The organism is Bacteroides stercoris ATCC 43183 (assembly GCF_025147325.1).
Taxonomy (GTDB): Bacteria; Bacteroidota; Bacteroidia; order Bacteroidales; family Bacteroidaceae; genus Bacteroides; species Bacteroides stercoris.
This window is the reverse complement of the sequence record NZ_CP102262.1, coordinates 129,044-142,336: the sequence shown is the minus strand read 5'-3', so window position 1 is coordinate 142,336 and position 13,293 is coordinate 129,044. Positions and strand designations below refer to the sequence as shown.

The window sequence follows — 13,293 nt, the reverse complement described above, 5'->3', positions numbered from 1 at the left end:
TGTGTATCTCGCTTAAAAGCTTTACATTTGTGCAACTAATTTAGAAGCAATATAAATGAGACGCAGTTTTATCACTCTATATGCGATTGCAGCTACGGCATTGACTGCCGTAGCTCAACCGCGTTTTACCTCTAATACGGAAACGTATGATTTCGGGCAGATTGAATGGAAACATCCGGTGACGGTACAATATTCCATAACAAACACGGGTGACCGGCCTTTGGTGCTTACCGAGGTGGAACCCGATTGTGCCTGTTCCGTGGCTCAATGGACAAAGACACCTATCGTCCCGGGAGCAAAGGGAACCGTCAACGTCACTTTTGATGCGGAGGCTTTGGGGCATTTCAACAAATCCGTAGCCATTTACTGCAATGCACAACCCCATCTGGTCTATTTGAAGTTCAACGGTGAGGTGGTGCGTGAAATCAAGGACTTTACCAAAACCCATCCATACCTCATCGGACAGATACGTATTGACAAGAACAGTCTTGATTTTCCCGATGTACAAGCCGGTGAGAAGCCGGTGATGCATATCGGGGTAGTGAACCTGTCCGATCGCCCATACGAACCCGTGTTGATGCATCTGCCGCCCTATCTGCAAACGGAAGTAAAACCCAATGTCCTGCAAAAAGGGGAGAAAGGGGTCATTACCGTCACATTGGATTCCGAACGGCTGACGGACTTCGGACTGACGCAGTCCTCTGTCTATCTGGCACGTTTTGCAGGCGACAAGGTGGGCGATGAAAATGAGATACCTGTTTCCGCCATTCTTCTGCCGGACTTTTCGGGCATGAGCGATACGGAAAAGGCGAATGCTCCTGTTGTCAACCTTTCTATCAAGGATATTGACATGAGCACAGCATTGGCAAAGAAGTCGAAGGCACGTCAGGATATTGTTATAACGAATACCGGACGTTCTCCTTTGCAAATCAGCAAGCTTCAGGTATTCCATCCGGCAGTGGGAGCCGGTTTGAAGAAGAGCGTGCTGAAACCGGGCGAAAGCACCCGTCTGCGTGTAACGGTTGTAAAGCGGAATATTGGAAAGAAACGCCGTCATCTGCGTTTGCTGATGATTACGAATGACCCGATGCAGCCGAAAGTCGAGATTAATATTAAAGCGAAATAAACCATAAATCTTACCATGGAACATCCAGAAAATAGCGGAGAATATAAAGGTTTGGTTGTCAATGCAGGCATTGAGCAACCTTCGTCCGTAAATCCTTATTTGAAGCGGAAACCGAAAAAACGTCAACTTTCCGTTGCAGAGTATGTAGAGGGCATTGTGAAAGGTGATGTTACGATATTAAGCCGTGCCGTGACACTGGTGGAGAGCGTAAAGCCCGAACATCAGGCCATAGCGCAGGAGGTGATAGAAAAGTGCCTGCCGTATTCCGGCAATTCCGTTCGCGTAGGCATCAGCGGTGTGCCGGGAGCCGGCAAAAGTACGTCTATCGATGTATTCGGATTGCATGTATTGGAGAAATACGGCGGCAAGCTGGCTGTGCTGGCCATCGACCCCAGCAGCGAACGCAGTAAGGGCAGTATCTTGGGCGACAAAACGCGCATGGAGAAACTCTCCGTTCATCCCAAATCCTTTATCCGTCCCAGTCCCTCGGCAGGTTCGTTGGGCGGTGTGGCGCGTAAGACGCGTGAAACGATTGTACTTTGCGAAGCTGCCGGATTTGATAAGATATTTGTAGAGACAGTGGGTGTGGGACAGAGCGAGACGGCTGTACATTCAATGGTGGATTTCTTCCTGCTTATCCAACTTGCCGGTACGGGCGACGAGCTGCAAGGTATCAAGCGCGGCATCATGGAGATGGCGGACGGTATCGTCATCAACAAGGCGGATGGGGATAATCTGGAACGTGCCAAGCTGGCTGCTGCCCAGTTCCGTAATGCACTGCACCTTTTCCCGGCTCCGGAGAGCGGCTGGACACCGCAGGTCCTGACCTATTCCGGCTTCTACAATATAGGAGTACAGGAAGTATGGGATATGGTATATAAGTATATAGACTTCGTGAAAGATAACGGCTATTTTGAATACCGCCGTAACGAGCAAAGTAAATATTGGATGTACGAAACCATTAACGAACAACTTCGTGACAGTTTCTATCATAATCCTACAATTGAGGCGATGCTGGCCGATAAAGAGAGTCAGGTATTAAAAGGTAATCTGACATCCTTTGTTGCTGCCAAGAACCTGTTAGATACTTATTTTGCGGGATTGAAAAATTAGTGGGATGCACTAGGCATCTTCCCCCTTACTATTTGTTTTTAGGCACGGATTACACAGATTTACTTTATTCTTTTCCGTGCAATCCGTGTCTAAAAGAAATCACCAACTGCATTTTGACAGTCTCTCGTTTCCTACACCTCTTTCCCTTCCTTCTCAAAGTCTTTGCGTGATTTGCTTTGCGTAACGATATATACACCGAGAAATACCAGTGCGATGGCAATACCTTTTTCCATATTGAATGTAGCCATGCCGACTATGACTGTAACGATTGAAGCCACGATAGGTTGCATATAGTTGTACATGCTTACTACTGTGGGGCGCAACAGCCTTTGTGCCGTCATGATACATATATAAGCCAGGAAGCTGCCGCCTACCACCACATAGCCTACTTGTAACAGTGCCGCAGTAGAGGTTTCAGCCCATTGTATGGCGGCTACATCATGGTAAGAGAAAGGGATATAACACATGGAGGCATATACAAACATCCATTTGTTCAGGGTTATAGGAGAGTATTTCTGGGATAATCCTTTGAATACGGTCAGGTAAATAGAGAAACTGATTTGGGCGATGAGGCATAGCAAGTCACCCATGATGCTGCCATTGCCGCTTCCTGCATTGCTGCTGCTCATAATCAGTATCAATGCGCCCATGGCGCCTACAAAAATGCCCAATACTTTTTTATTCGTAACGGGCTCTTTCAGATAAATGGCAGCTACAATCATGGTTACGATAGGAAGAGTGGTGGTTACGATAGAGGCATCGATGGGGGAAGTCATAGACAGTCCGAAGATATAGACTCCCTGATTGAATACCAGTGCGAAGAGTGCGGCAAAGAATATCTTCAACATATCCCGATGGTCTACCTGCTCGCGTTTGCAGAACAGTGAGAGCAACCAGAAACAGGCTGCTGCACCTACCATGCGAAAAGTGGTGACGGATAGAGCTGAGAACTCGACTAATGCGGATTTGCCGACAGGTGCCATTAATCCCCATAGGATATTGGCGGTCAGAGCGAACAGATGACCTTGTATGTTCTTGTTCATATTGTAAAATGTGTATTATTTGTGGTGAAAAACGCTGCAAAGGTAACTATTTTCTCAATCTCTTTCTTTATATTTGCTACACGAATATATAGAAACCATGGAAGTACAGGCCAATTACATCAGACGTATCGAAATACACGGATTGTGGCACCGATACGATATAGCTTGGGAGTTGCGTCCCGATGTCAATATACTTTCCGGCATCAACGGAGTAGGGAAGACTACGATTTTAAACCGTTCGGTGGGCTACCTTGAGCAAACTACGGGAGAGGTAAAGAGCGATGAGAAAAACGGTGTACATGTTTTCTTCGACAATCCGGAAGCGACTTTTATTCCTTATGATGTAATCCGCAGCTATGACCGTCCTCTTATTATGGGAGATTTCACCGCCCGCATGGCAGACCCGAATGTAAAGTCCGAATTGGATTGGCAGCTCTATCTGCTCCAGCGCCGTTATCTTGATTATCAGGTGAATATCGGTAACAAAATGATTGAGCTGTTGAGCGGTGACGAACAGCAACGGAGTCTGGCTCCCGCCTTGTCTGTGCCTAAACGGAAATTTCAGGATATGATTGACGAACTGTTCAGCTATACCCGTAAGAAAATCGACCGTAAGAGCAATGACATTGTCTTTTATCAGGACGGCGAACGGCTTCTGCCCTATAAACTCTCGTCCGGCGAGAAACAGATGCTGGTAATCCTGCTGACCGTGCTGGTGCGTAATGAGGAGCATTGTGTGCTTTTCATGGACGAGCCGGAAGCGTCGTTGCACATCGAGTGGCAGCAAAAACTTATCGGTATGATACGCGGACTCAATCCGAATGTGCAGCTCATTCTCACCACCCACTCGCCTGCCGTGATAATGGAAGGCTGGCTGGATGCGGTGACCGAAGTGGAAGATATTTCAACGGTGATTGGCAGCAGGTGAGTATCAATCGCACATCACTGAATATTCATTATTAAATCAACATTTATTTTGGCAACATCTCTCCGACATAATCTTACTTCAGCCTATTTGGACGCCGCACACAAATTCTCGTCAAAGAAAGGGCGCAGGCGTATTGTGGCGTATGTGGAAAGCTATGACGACATTGCTTTCTGGCGTACCCTTCTGGCTGAGTTCGAGAATGAGGAGCGTTATTTCCAGGTGATGCTTCCTTCCGCCACTTCGCTGGCAAAGGGCAAGAAAATGGTGTTGATGAATACGCTCAATACCACGGAACTTGGACGTAGCCTGATAGCTTGTGTGGACAGTGACTATGACTTTCTGTTGCAGGGAGCCACCAATGTGTCGCGGAAGATAAACCGTAATCCTTATATTTTCCAGACCTACGGGTATGCCATTGAGAATTTCCATTGTTTTGCCGAAAGCCTTCATGAGGTTTGTGTACAGGCAACACTGAACGACCGTCACATCCTTGATTTCCCCGCTTTCCTGAAACGCTATTCGCAGATAGCCTATCCGCTGTTCTTATGGAACGTTTGGTTTTACCGCCGGCACGATACGCATACATTTCCTATGTACGATTTCAATTCCTATGTCCGTTTGCAGGAAATAAACCTGCGGCATCCTTACAGTGTCTTGGATGCCATGCAGCGTACGGTATCTGCCAAACTTTCCGAAATGGAAACCCGTTTCCCGCAGTATATAGAGGATGTTGACCGGTTGGGTGAGGAACTGCGGAAATTAGGATTGGTTCCCGACAATACCTATCTCTATATGCAGGGGCATCATATCATGGATTGTGTGGTCCTGAAGTTGCTGATACCCGTTTGCACCGTACTGCGCCGTGAACGCGAGCAGGAAATTAAACGCCTGGCAGAGCATAGCGAACAGTTCCGCAATGAACTGACGGGTTACGAAAACAGTCAGGTCAATGTATCCGTCATGTTGAAGAAAAACAGCGGTTACAAGAACCTTTATCTCTATCAGTGGTTAAAAGAAGACATCCGCGAGTTTCTCGAACGGGAAAAGCTCTGACGCACTATTTATACTTTATACCTCATATTTTATACCTAACTGTCATGGATATACTAAAGAATATCGACGAATTATTGATTTCTTGGGGAACAGCCCCTTCTTTGGCCGATATGCTCGATCAGTTTATAGCTTTTGCGCTTGTGCTTATCGTTGCGTTTCTGGCTGATGTCATTTGTCGGAATATCCTGTTGAAAGTAGTGGCGCATTTGATAAGGAAAACAAAAGCTACATGGGATGATATTGTTTTTGACCGTAAGGTACTGATTCACCTCAGCCGTATGGTGGCTCCCGTTATCATCTATGTCTTTATTCCGGTAGCCTTTGCCGAGACAAGTTCCTCTACGTTGGGCTTTATCCAGCGTGTCTGCCTGATTTATATTCTAATCACATTCCTAAGTTTTATCAACTCGTTTCTGAAAGCCGTTTATGCCGTATACAGCGAGAAGGAGCAGCTTCGCGACCGCCCTTTGAAGGGTATGTTGCAGACTGTCCAGGTGATACTTTGGTTTGTAGGGGCTATCGTGGTGGTAAGTATTCTGATTGACAAGTCTCCGTTGTCGCTATTGGCGGGATTGGGTGCTTCTGCCGCTATCCTGATGCTGGTGTTCAAGGACTCGATTATGGGATTTGTTTCGGGAGTGCAGCTCTCCGCCAATGATATGCTGAAGGTGGGCGATTGGATTGCGATGCCCAAATACGGTGCAGACGGTACGGTGATAGAAGTCACGCTGAACACCGTGAAAGTACGTAACTGGGATAATACCATTACCACGATTCCGCCGTATCTGCTTGTCAGCGACTCATTCCAGAATTGGCGCGGCATGCGCGAGAGTGGGGGACGGCGTGTCAAGCGCTCCATAAACATTGATATGAACAGCGTCCGGTTCTGTACTCCGGAGATGCTGGACAAATACCGTAAGATTCGTTTGCTGAAAGATTACGTAGAGCAGACGGAAGCGGTGATAGAGGAGTATAATAAGAAACATCATATCGACAATTCCGTCCTTGTCAACGGGCGTCGTCAAACCAATCTGGGTGTGTTCCGGGCCTATCTGACCGCTTATCTGAAAAGTCTTCCCGATGTAAATAAGGAACTGACCTGCATGGTGCGGCAGTTGCAGCCGACCGACCACGGTATTCCTATGGAACTTTATTTTTTCTGTGCCATCAAGGACTGGGTTCCATACGAGGGAGTGCAGGCAGATGTATTTGACCATGTGTTGGCCATCATTCCCGAATTCGATTTGCAGGTATTCCAATCACCGTCGGGAAGGGATTTCCAAAGGGTGCTGTCTTAATTCCTGAAGGATAATTGGGTGCAGATGCTTCATGGGAATTCGGTTGTGCGGGCAGAAAAAACATACAGCCTGCAAAAGTTTGAACCGTTGCAGGCTGTTGCCCTGATAAACTTTATAAAGAGAATTTGGAATGCGTGCGGGTTATTTTATCCAGTTTCCTTTCATCCAGTCGCATGCGGCTTTAATGGCGTCGAAGGAAGCGTAGGACAGCGTAGCATCCACTTTGTTGCTTGTTACGGCGGTGAAGTCGTCGTTGGTGTAATCTCCGTCGGATTTCAATGCGGCAGTGACGGTCATATTGGTGAGTCTGGAAGTACCGTTTTTCAGCGAGGCATTCGTTAATGCGCTCTCCACTACCAGCGGTTGTCCCTTGCCGCATACTTTGGCATTGTCTATATCGGCTTGAGTGCCGCGACGCAGACGGATGCCTTGTTTGCTTTCGCCGTTACCTGCGAGGATGAGGTTTTTGAGTACGGGATGCGATACGGGAGTGGCTGCATTGTCGTTTTCGTTATTGTCCGCTTCGATGAGGCAGTCGCAGTCGTATCCTAATGTGGCTTTGGCTTCCTGATAGGCAACGAGGTCAGTGCCTTTTCCGTTCCAGCCTTCGGTCCAGTCGAAAGAGTCGTCGCTGCAACTTACCACTACCATATTGCTTACGTTTACCGAACCGCCGAAGAACTCGAAGCCGTCGTCAGAACCTTTGTAAGCCTCGCAGTGGTCTACAATCGTACCGTTACCTACACCGTAAAAGGAGATTCCGTTGGCTTCATGCTCTTCGTCGAAGGCAAATCCGGTGTATTCCAGACGGATGTACTGCAATGTTCCGGAATTGTCGGCATCGTCATTGCCGCCATATACGGCGCCGCCTATCTCTGAACTTCCTTTACCGCCTTCGGCATTGGTATGCGCTTTTCCGCAGATATGAATGCCGCCCCATGCTCCGGGTTCCTCTTTTTCGCTGGTCATGACGATAGGTTTGTCGGGCGTGCCTACGGCATTGATTTTGGCACCTTGCTTCACCAGAATATAGTCTACGATATTGTCATAGACAGATATAATCTTTACTCCTTCTTCGATGTTCAATGTGGCACCTGCCTCTACAATGTATTCACCGCTCAGTTTATAGGTGTTGCCGGCTTTCAGGGTTACGTCTTCGGTTATTGTACCTTTCAGGATACTGCCGTTTTCTATCCCGTTGCCTTTGTCATTGTTGCTGTCGTTGGTGTTGTCATCGCTGCAAGCGGTGAGGGACAGCATTCCGGCTGCGAGAGCCAGCGAATAGAATTTCGATTTCATTGTTTTCATAATTCAATTGTTTTAAGTTGACTGTTCGTCTGTTTGATAATCTATTTAAAAGGATTTATAATTTGTAGCTGAAGCCAATTTCAAAGTCAGTACCTTTTTTATAGCGCTCCACTTCCACTTCCGTGCCGGTGGAAGGCACTTCTTGCTTAAAGATGACGTTACGGTTCAGCAGGTCGTTTACTTGCAGTTTCAGGCTGAAATGCCTGTTGAGGTCGTATCCGGCACTGAAGTTCAGTGTGTGCAGAGTCTGTTGCTTGATGTCTCCCAGATTGGATACGCCCACCGCATGGATGCGGCTGCCTTGCAGATTGTAGAGTAAGGCGAGGTTCAGTTGCCGTTCTTCACCGAAACGGGGAGAGTAGGTGAGGTCTGCATTGGCCAGAATGGGAGAGGCGCCTTGCAAAGGACGTTCTTTGTTGGTGTAAGCGCCGCCTTCGGGCAGTTTTACGTTGGTATACATATAGCTGAGGTTAGCACCCAAACGCAAGTCTTTTATCAATTGTTTGCGGAATTCCACTTCTACGCCGGCAGCCATTCCGTTGTCCGCATTCCGGAAGCTATGCAGGGTAGCTCCGCCTTGCAATGCCTGGATACGTTCTATCGGGCTGTCAAGGTATTTGAAGTAACCGGTCAGCGAAATCATGTCTCCGTTTTTGCCGAAGCGTTCGTAACGCAAGTCGAAGTTGTAGTTGTAGCCGTTCTGCAACTCGTCATTACCGCGGATTTGTGCCGAACCGTAGGATTCCTGATAGAGGAAGGGAGCCATTTCGATGAATGATGGGCGGGTAATGGTACGGGATGCGGAGAAACGGATGCTGTTGGCGTCGTTTATTGTGTACTTCAGATTTAGGGTGGGGAAGAAATCGTTTTTATCCAGATTGCGCCGTTCGGCATACCAGTCGCCGCCGTCAGTGGCATAGTCCACCCACTGTTTGCTTATTTCGTAGCGTACGCCGAGGTTTACAAGTAATGACGGTACGGGGTAGAAGTCGGTCAGCAGGTATCCGGAGTAAATTTCATTTCCTGCGCGGTAGCTGTCTTTGGGTTGCATCACGCGTTGTACCGTTACGTTTCCGTCTGCTATGTTCTCTTGGTTCAGGAAGCCGTCTGTATCGTAGATGTCGGTAACGGTGGGATTAATTTTGTTCAGGTTGTAGTAGAAACGGGTTGCTTTGTAGTCGCGGCTTTTATTCTTATAGTTGAAGCCCAGTTTCAGAAAATTGTTTTCGTTCCACTTCCAGCGCAGGGCGAGGTTGCCGTTCCACTCCTTTTCATCCAGGCTGCCGAAATAGCGCATGGTTTCCTGGCGGTTCAGTTTGAACAGGCCGAGTGTGCCGTCATCATTCTTTATGTACATCACTTGGCGTCTGTCCGGTTCTTCGCTTCCTGTCTTGCTGTACGAGCCGCCCCAGGTCAGTTCCCAGCGGTCTTGTTCGCCGAAGCTGTGAAGACCGTTCAGTTGGTGGTTCTGCAAAGTGTAGATATGTGTGATGTTATTGCTTCCGGTCAGCTCGTGGTCTTCGGCATCTGTTCCCTCGCGGCGTTGGTAAGTGTCTGTGGCATTACGCGTATAGAAAAAGGTATAGCCTATGCGGTCGTGCCGGCGCAGCGTGTAGCCTATGTATCCTAATGCAGCGAGTTTCAGTTCTTGGGCATAGCTGTCGTATGAGAAGTTGTCCTGTACATTGCCGGTTGCTTCCAGGGTTTTATAGAAAGCGTTGTCCATATTCTGATAGCCGTTGCCGGCGCTTACAGATGCCAGTATGCTGAGCGTTTGGCTGTCGATGCTGATGTTCTTGCCGAAACCGAGGTTGCTGCTAAAGTCCGGCAGGGTTGATTTCTTCTTTACGGCAAACGAGGTGTCGAATATATTTCTGGTCTTTACATAGTTGTCAAAATCCGACAGAGACATATCGAGTGCCGCCTGGTCCACACCGGAAGTCTTGAACAATGAGCCGTTGCGGTTCATCTGATAGCGGTCTTTGCCCAGGGTATTGAACTTCCCGCCGGTGTTGAAACTGATGCTGAAGAAATCTTCGGCGATGTTCTCTTTGGTACTGATGTCTATGTGTGCACCTGAATAGTCGGCAAAGGCTTCCGCGTTATATACCTTACTTACGGTGATGTTCTGTATGGTGCTCGACGGAAATAGATCCAGCGGAATCAGCTTGTTGTCGGGATTGGGAGAGGCGATGGGGAGGCCGTTCAGGGTAGTCGTGCTGTATCGGTCGCCCAATCCCCGTACAATGAGCTGGCCGGCATCGGCAATGGAGATACCGGTAATCTTTTTTACCCCTTCTTCTACATTGCTTATACCTTTGATGCTCATCTCTTTTGAGCCGATGTTTTCGATGGCGAGTGTAGCTTTCCTGCGCTCCATTTGCAGGGCACGTTCGCCCTCAAGGTTTTTCCGGGCCACTACGGATACTTCGCCCAAAGTCTGTGCGTCGCTTTCCAGTTCGAAGTTCAGCACGACATCGGCTTTGCCTGACTTTACATTGTTTACAACGATGTCTTTGTAGCCTATATATTTTATGGATAATGTGTAGATGCCGTTTGTTACATTCAGGGAGTAGTTGCCGTCCATATCGGCGATGGCGCCTTGCGTGGTTCCTACTATCTGTACGGTAGCTCCGGTCAGCGGTTCCCGGGTCTGTTTGTCGGTGATGGAACCTTTGATAGTACCTGCCATGACTGTCATGACAGAAAGCGTAAGGAATAAAATAAGGAAGAATATCTTTCCTAAATCTAATTTCGTACTCATCTCTTTTATGCGTTTCTTAATCCGCTGCAAAGATGCGCCGAACGTGTTTCAAGAGTGATACATACATTATACATTCTGTTTTCGTTTGTATGAAGGAGCTGTTACGTAATCCGTACGATTTTATCATGCGGTATAATATAAATAATAATATTAAATACTTGTTTGTTTGAGTTTTATGGCTATATTTGTCCCATTATCAATAAACAAACAGACAAACAAATTATGGATGTTCCCCCTCACAATGATAACGAACGCTTTCGGCGTTTGTCTTTGCTTGGGCGCATTGGTTGGTGGGAAGCCGACTTTTCTGCTGAGCAGTATTTATGTTCCGAATATGTATGCGATTTGTTGGGGATGAAGGGGGACAGCCTCTCTTTTCAGGATTTCGGTCGGATGATTCGTGAGGATTATCGGGGACGCATCACCAGAGAGTTCCTTTCCATAAAGGAAGTGGAGGTATACGAACAGACCTTTCCTATCCATACGGCAACCGGAGTTGTCTGGGTACATTCCCGCATGGGGTATAGAGAGCTTGCACCCGATGGGCATCTGAAAGCTTTCGGAATCCTGCAACGGGTAACGGAACCCGTAAACAAAGAGGATAAGGACCGCATGTATCATATCAATAATTTGCTGTATCGCCAGAACTCTATTTCCCATTCCTTGTCTCATTTTCTTAAAGACGAGTCTGTAGCTTCCGGCATCTACGAAATTCTGAAAGATATTTTGGACTTTTTCCATGCCGGACGTGCGTATATTTTTGAGTATGAAAAAGATTATACTTTTCAGACTTGCACTTATGAAGTTGTTGCCGAAGGGGTGTTACCGGCGGTAGAAGCATTCCGGAATATACCGGTTACTTTCATGCCGTGGTGGACTACTCAAGTTTTGTCGCAGAAACCTATATTGTTCGAGTCATTGTATAAGTTGCCCGAAATGGAAGAAGGCGAATTCCGGTTATTGGAGCAGCAGGGTATCAAAGCTTTAATGGCTGTTCCATTGGTGGCGAATGATACGGTGAAAGGTTTTATGGGAGTAGATTTGGTAGACCGTACTATCTTGTGGAGCAATGAAGACTACCAATGGTTGGGATCGTTGGCCAATATCATCAGTATCTGCGTTGAACTGCGTAAAACGCAGGATGAGGCAATACGGGAACGTCAGGCTTTGGACCGTAGTGAGAAACTCTTTAGAAACATTTTTGCCAATATACCGGCTGGGGTGGAGATTTATGATACTGACGGCTTTCTGGTAGATGTCAATAACAAGAATATAGAAATATTCGGTATCCGCGATAAGGCGGATGTGATAGGTATCAACCTGTTCGAGAATCCTAACTTGTCACCTCAGTTGATAGAGCAGATACGTGACCGGGATATTGTAGATTTCAGATTGGATTATGAATTTGAAAATGTAGAGGGATATTATCCTTCCGGTAAGCGCAATAAGATAAACCTATATACCAAAATCAGCAAGTTATATGATAGTAAGGGTAACTTTACCGGATATGCCTTTATCAATATCGATAATACCGAGCGTATGGATGCTTTGAACCGTATTTGTGATTTTGAGAACTTCTTTCTGTTGATTTCTGATTATGCAAAAGTAGGTTATGCAAAGTCGAACTTGCTGGATAGGAAAGGTTATGCCATTAAGCAGTGGTATAAGAATATGGGAGAAGATGAAAATACGCCTTTGTCGGATATTATAGGTGTATATAACAAAATGCACCCGGATGACAGAAAGCGGATTTTGGATTTTCTTTATAAGGCACGGCTTGGAGAAGTAAGAGACTTCAAGGGAGAGATACGTATTTTGCATCCGGGGACGGAAGCTCAATGGAATTGGGTGCGCACCAATGTGGTAGTCAATCAATATCAACCGGAAAACGGTGTAATAGAGCTTATCAGTGTAAACTATGATATTACGGAATTGAAAGAAACCGAAGCCAAACTGATTGATGCTAAAGAGAAAGCCGAAACGGCAGATCGTCTGAAGAGTGCTTTTCTTGCCAATATGAGTCATGAGATACGTACTCCGCTGAATGCAATTGTAGGTTTTTCCAGTTTGTTGGTGCAGGGAGAGAATCCGGAAGAACGGGAGCAGTATATGGCGATTGTGGAAGAAAATAATGAGTTGCTGTTGCAATTGATATCCGATATTCTGGATTTGTCAAAAATAGAAGCCGGAACCTTTGATTTCGTAAAACAGGAATTGGATGTGAACCAACTGTGTGAGGATATGGTGCGTACGATGAAACTCAAAGCCAGACCGGGAGTAGAGGTTGTCTTTGATCATCGCCTGCCGGAGTGTATCATTGTGAGTGATCGTAATCGTTTAAATCAAGTGATAGCAAATTTCATGAATAATGCGATAAAATTTACTTCGACCGGTAGCATACGTTTAGGTTATGGGCAGGCAGAAACCAACTTGCTGCGCTTTTATGTTGCTGATACTGGCATCGGCATTATACAGGAAAAGCAGGCTGAGATATTTGACCGTTTTGTCAAACTGAACTCTTTTGTACATGGCACAGGATTGGGATTGTCTATCAGCAAGAGCATCGTTGAGCAACTGGGCGGCACTATCGGTGTGGAAAGTGAATCGGGTAAAGGGGCTTGCTTTTGGTTTACATTACCTGTTGCTTGATAAGAAGTATT

9 protein-coding genes are annotated in these 13,293 nt (G+C 46.7%); 6 read left to right on the top strand and 3 right to left on the bottom strand.

What is annotated here, in order from left to right:
- The first annotated feature begins 55 nt into the window (after positions 1-55).
- Entirely contained in the window at positions 56-1,126 is a 1,071-nt protein-coding gene (locus tag NQ565_RS00480) for a DUF1573 domain-containing protein (protein WP_005657521.1), read from the top strand.
- A gap of 15 nt (positions 1,127-1,141) precedes the next feature.
- Positions 1,142-2,239 (top strand): methylmalonyl Co-A mutase-associated GTPase MeaB, encoded by a 1,098-nt coding sequence (gene meaB, locus NQ565_RS00475; RefSeq protein WP_005657519.1) that lies wholly within the window; start codon positions 1,142-1,144, stop codon positions 2,237-2,239.
- Positions 2,240-2,370: 131 nt separating this feature from the next.
- On the opposite strand, the gene NQ565_RS00470 is transcribed toward meaB, so the two are convergent.
- Positions 2,371-3,282: a DMT family transporter gene (locus NQ565_RS00470; protein ID WP_005657518.1), complete on the bottom strand. Its 912-nt coding sequence runs from the start codon at positions 3,280-3,282 to the stop codon at positions 2,371-2,373.
- A gap of 97 nt (positions 3,283-3,379) precedes the next feature.
- Here NQ565_RS00470 and NQ565_RS00465 point away from each other — a divergent pair, with 97 nt between their 5' ends.
- Genes NQ565_RS00465 through NQ565_RS00455 form a run of 3 tightly spaced genes read left to right on the top strand, consistent with a single transcriptional unit; the run spans position 3,380 to position 6,561 of the window.
- Positions 3,380-4,210: an AAA family ATPase gene (locus NQ565_RS00465; RefSeq protein ID WP_005657516.1), complete on the top strand. Its 831-nt coding sequence runs from the start codon at positions 3,380-3,382 to the stop codon at positions 4,208-4,210.
- A 48-nt stretch (positions 4,211-4,258) separates the two neighbouring features.
- A complete protein-coding gene (locus tag NQ565_RS00460) occupies positions 4,259-5,263 on the top strand; it encodes a DUF4435 domain-containing protein (protein WP_016661911.1) in 1,005 nt (334 codons plus the stop codon).
- Positions 5,264-5,307: 44 nt separating this feature from the next.
- Positions 5,308-6,561: a mechanosensitive ion channel family protein gene (locus tag NQ565_RS00455; protein WP_005657513.1), complete on the top strand. Its 1,254-nt coding sequence runs from the start codon at positions 5,308-5,310 to the stop codon at positions 6,559-6,561.
- A 141-nt stretch (positions 6,562-6,702) separates the two neighbouring features.
- Here the strand turns inward: NQ565_RS00455 and NQ565_RS00450 are convergent, their stop codons facing one another.
- Together NQ565_RS00450 and NQ565_RS00445 are read right to left on the bottom strand one after the other, a co-directional pair.
- Positions 6,703-7,869: a hypothetical protein gene (locus tag NQ565_RS00450; protein ID WP_005657511.1), complete on the bottom strand. Its 1,167-nt coding sequence runs from the start codon at positions 7,867-7,869 to the stop codon at positions 6,703-6,705.
- 55 nt (positions 7,870-7,924) lie between these two features.
- Positions 7,925-10,633, bottom strand: coding sequence for a TonB-dependent receptor domain-containing protein (locus NQ565_RS00445; protein ID WP_040316221.1), 2,709 nt, complete (start codon positions 10,631-10,633; stop codon positions 7,925-7,927).
- Between the two features lie 222 nt (positions 10,634-10,855).
- Here NQ565_RS00445 and NQ565_RS00440 point away from each other — a divergent pair, with 222 nt between their 5' ends.
- A complete protein-coding gene (locus NQ565_RS00440; RefSeq protein WP_040316220.1) occupies positions 10,856-13,282 on the top strand; it encodes a sensor histidine kinase in 2,427 nt (808 codons plus the stop codon).
- Positions 13,283-13,293: the final 11 nt, after the last annotated feature.

Coding starts and splice junctions, on each gene's coding strand:
- NQ565_RS00480 (WP_005657521.1), top strand. CDS start 56: ATGAGACGCAGTTTTATCACTCTATATGCGATTGCAGCTACGGCATTG.
- NQ565_RS00470 (WP_005657518.1), bottom strand. CDS start 3,282: ATGAACAAGAACATACAAGGTCATCTGTTCGCTCTGACCGCCAATATC.
- NQ565_RS00440 (WP_040316220.1), top strand. CDS start 10,856: ATGGATGTTCCCCCTCACAATGATAACGAACGCTTTCGGCGTTTGTCT.
- NQ565_RS00455 (WP_005657513.1), top strand. CDS start 5,308: ATGGATATACTAAAGAATATCGACGAATTATTGATTTCTTGGGGAACA.
- meaB (WP_005657519.1), top strand. CDS start 1,142: ATGGAACATCCAGAAAATAGCGGAGAATATAAAGGTTTGGTTGTCAAT.
- NQ565_RS00450 (WP_005657511.1), bottom strand. CDS start 7,869: ATGAAAACAATGAAATCGAAATTCTATTCGCTGGCTCTCGCAGCCGGA.
- NQ565_RS00445 (WP_040316221.1), bottom strand. CDS start 10,633: ATGAGTACGAAATTAGATTTAGGAAAGATATTCTTCCTTATTTTATTC.
- NQ565_RS00465 (WP_005657516.1), top strand. CDS start 3,380: ATGGAAGTACAGGCCAATTACATCAGACGTATCGAAATACACGGATTG.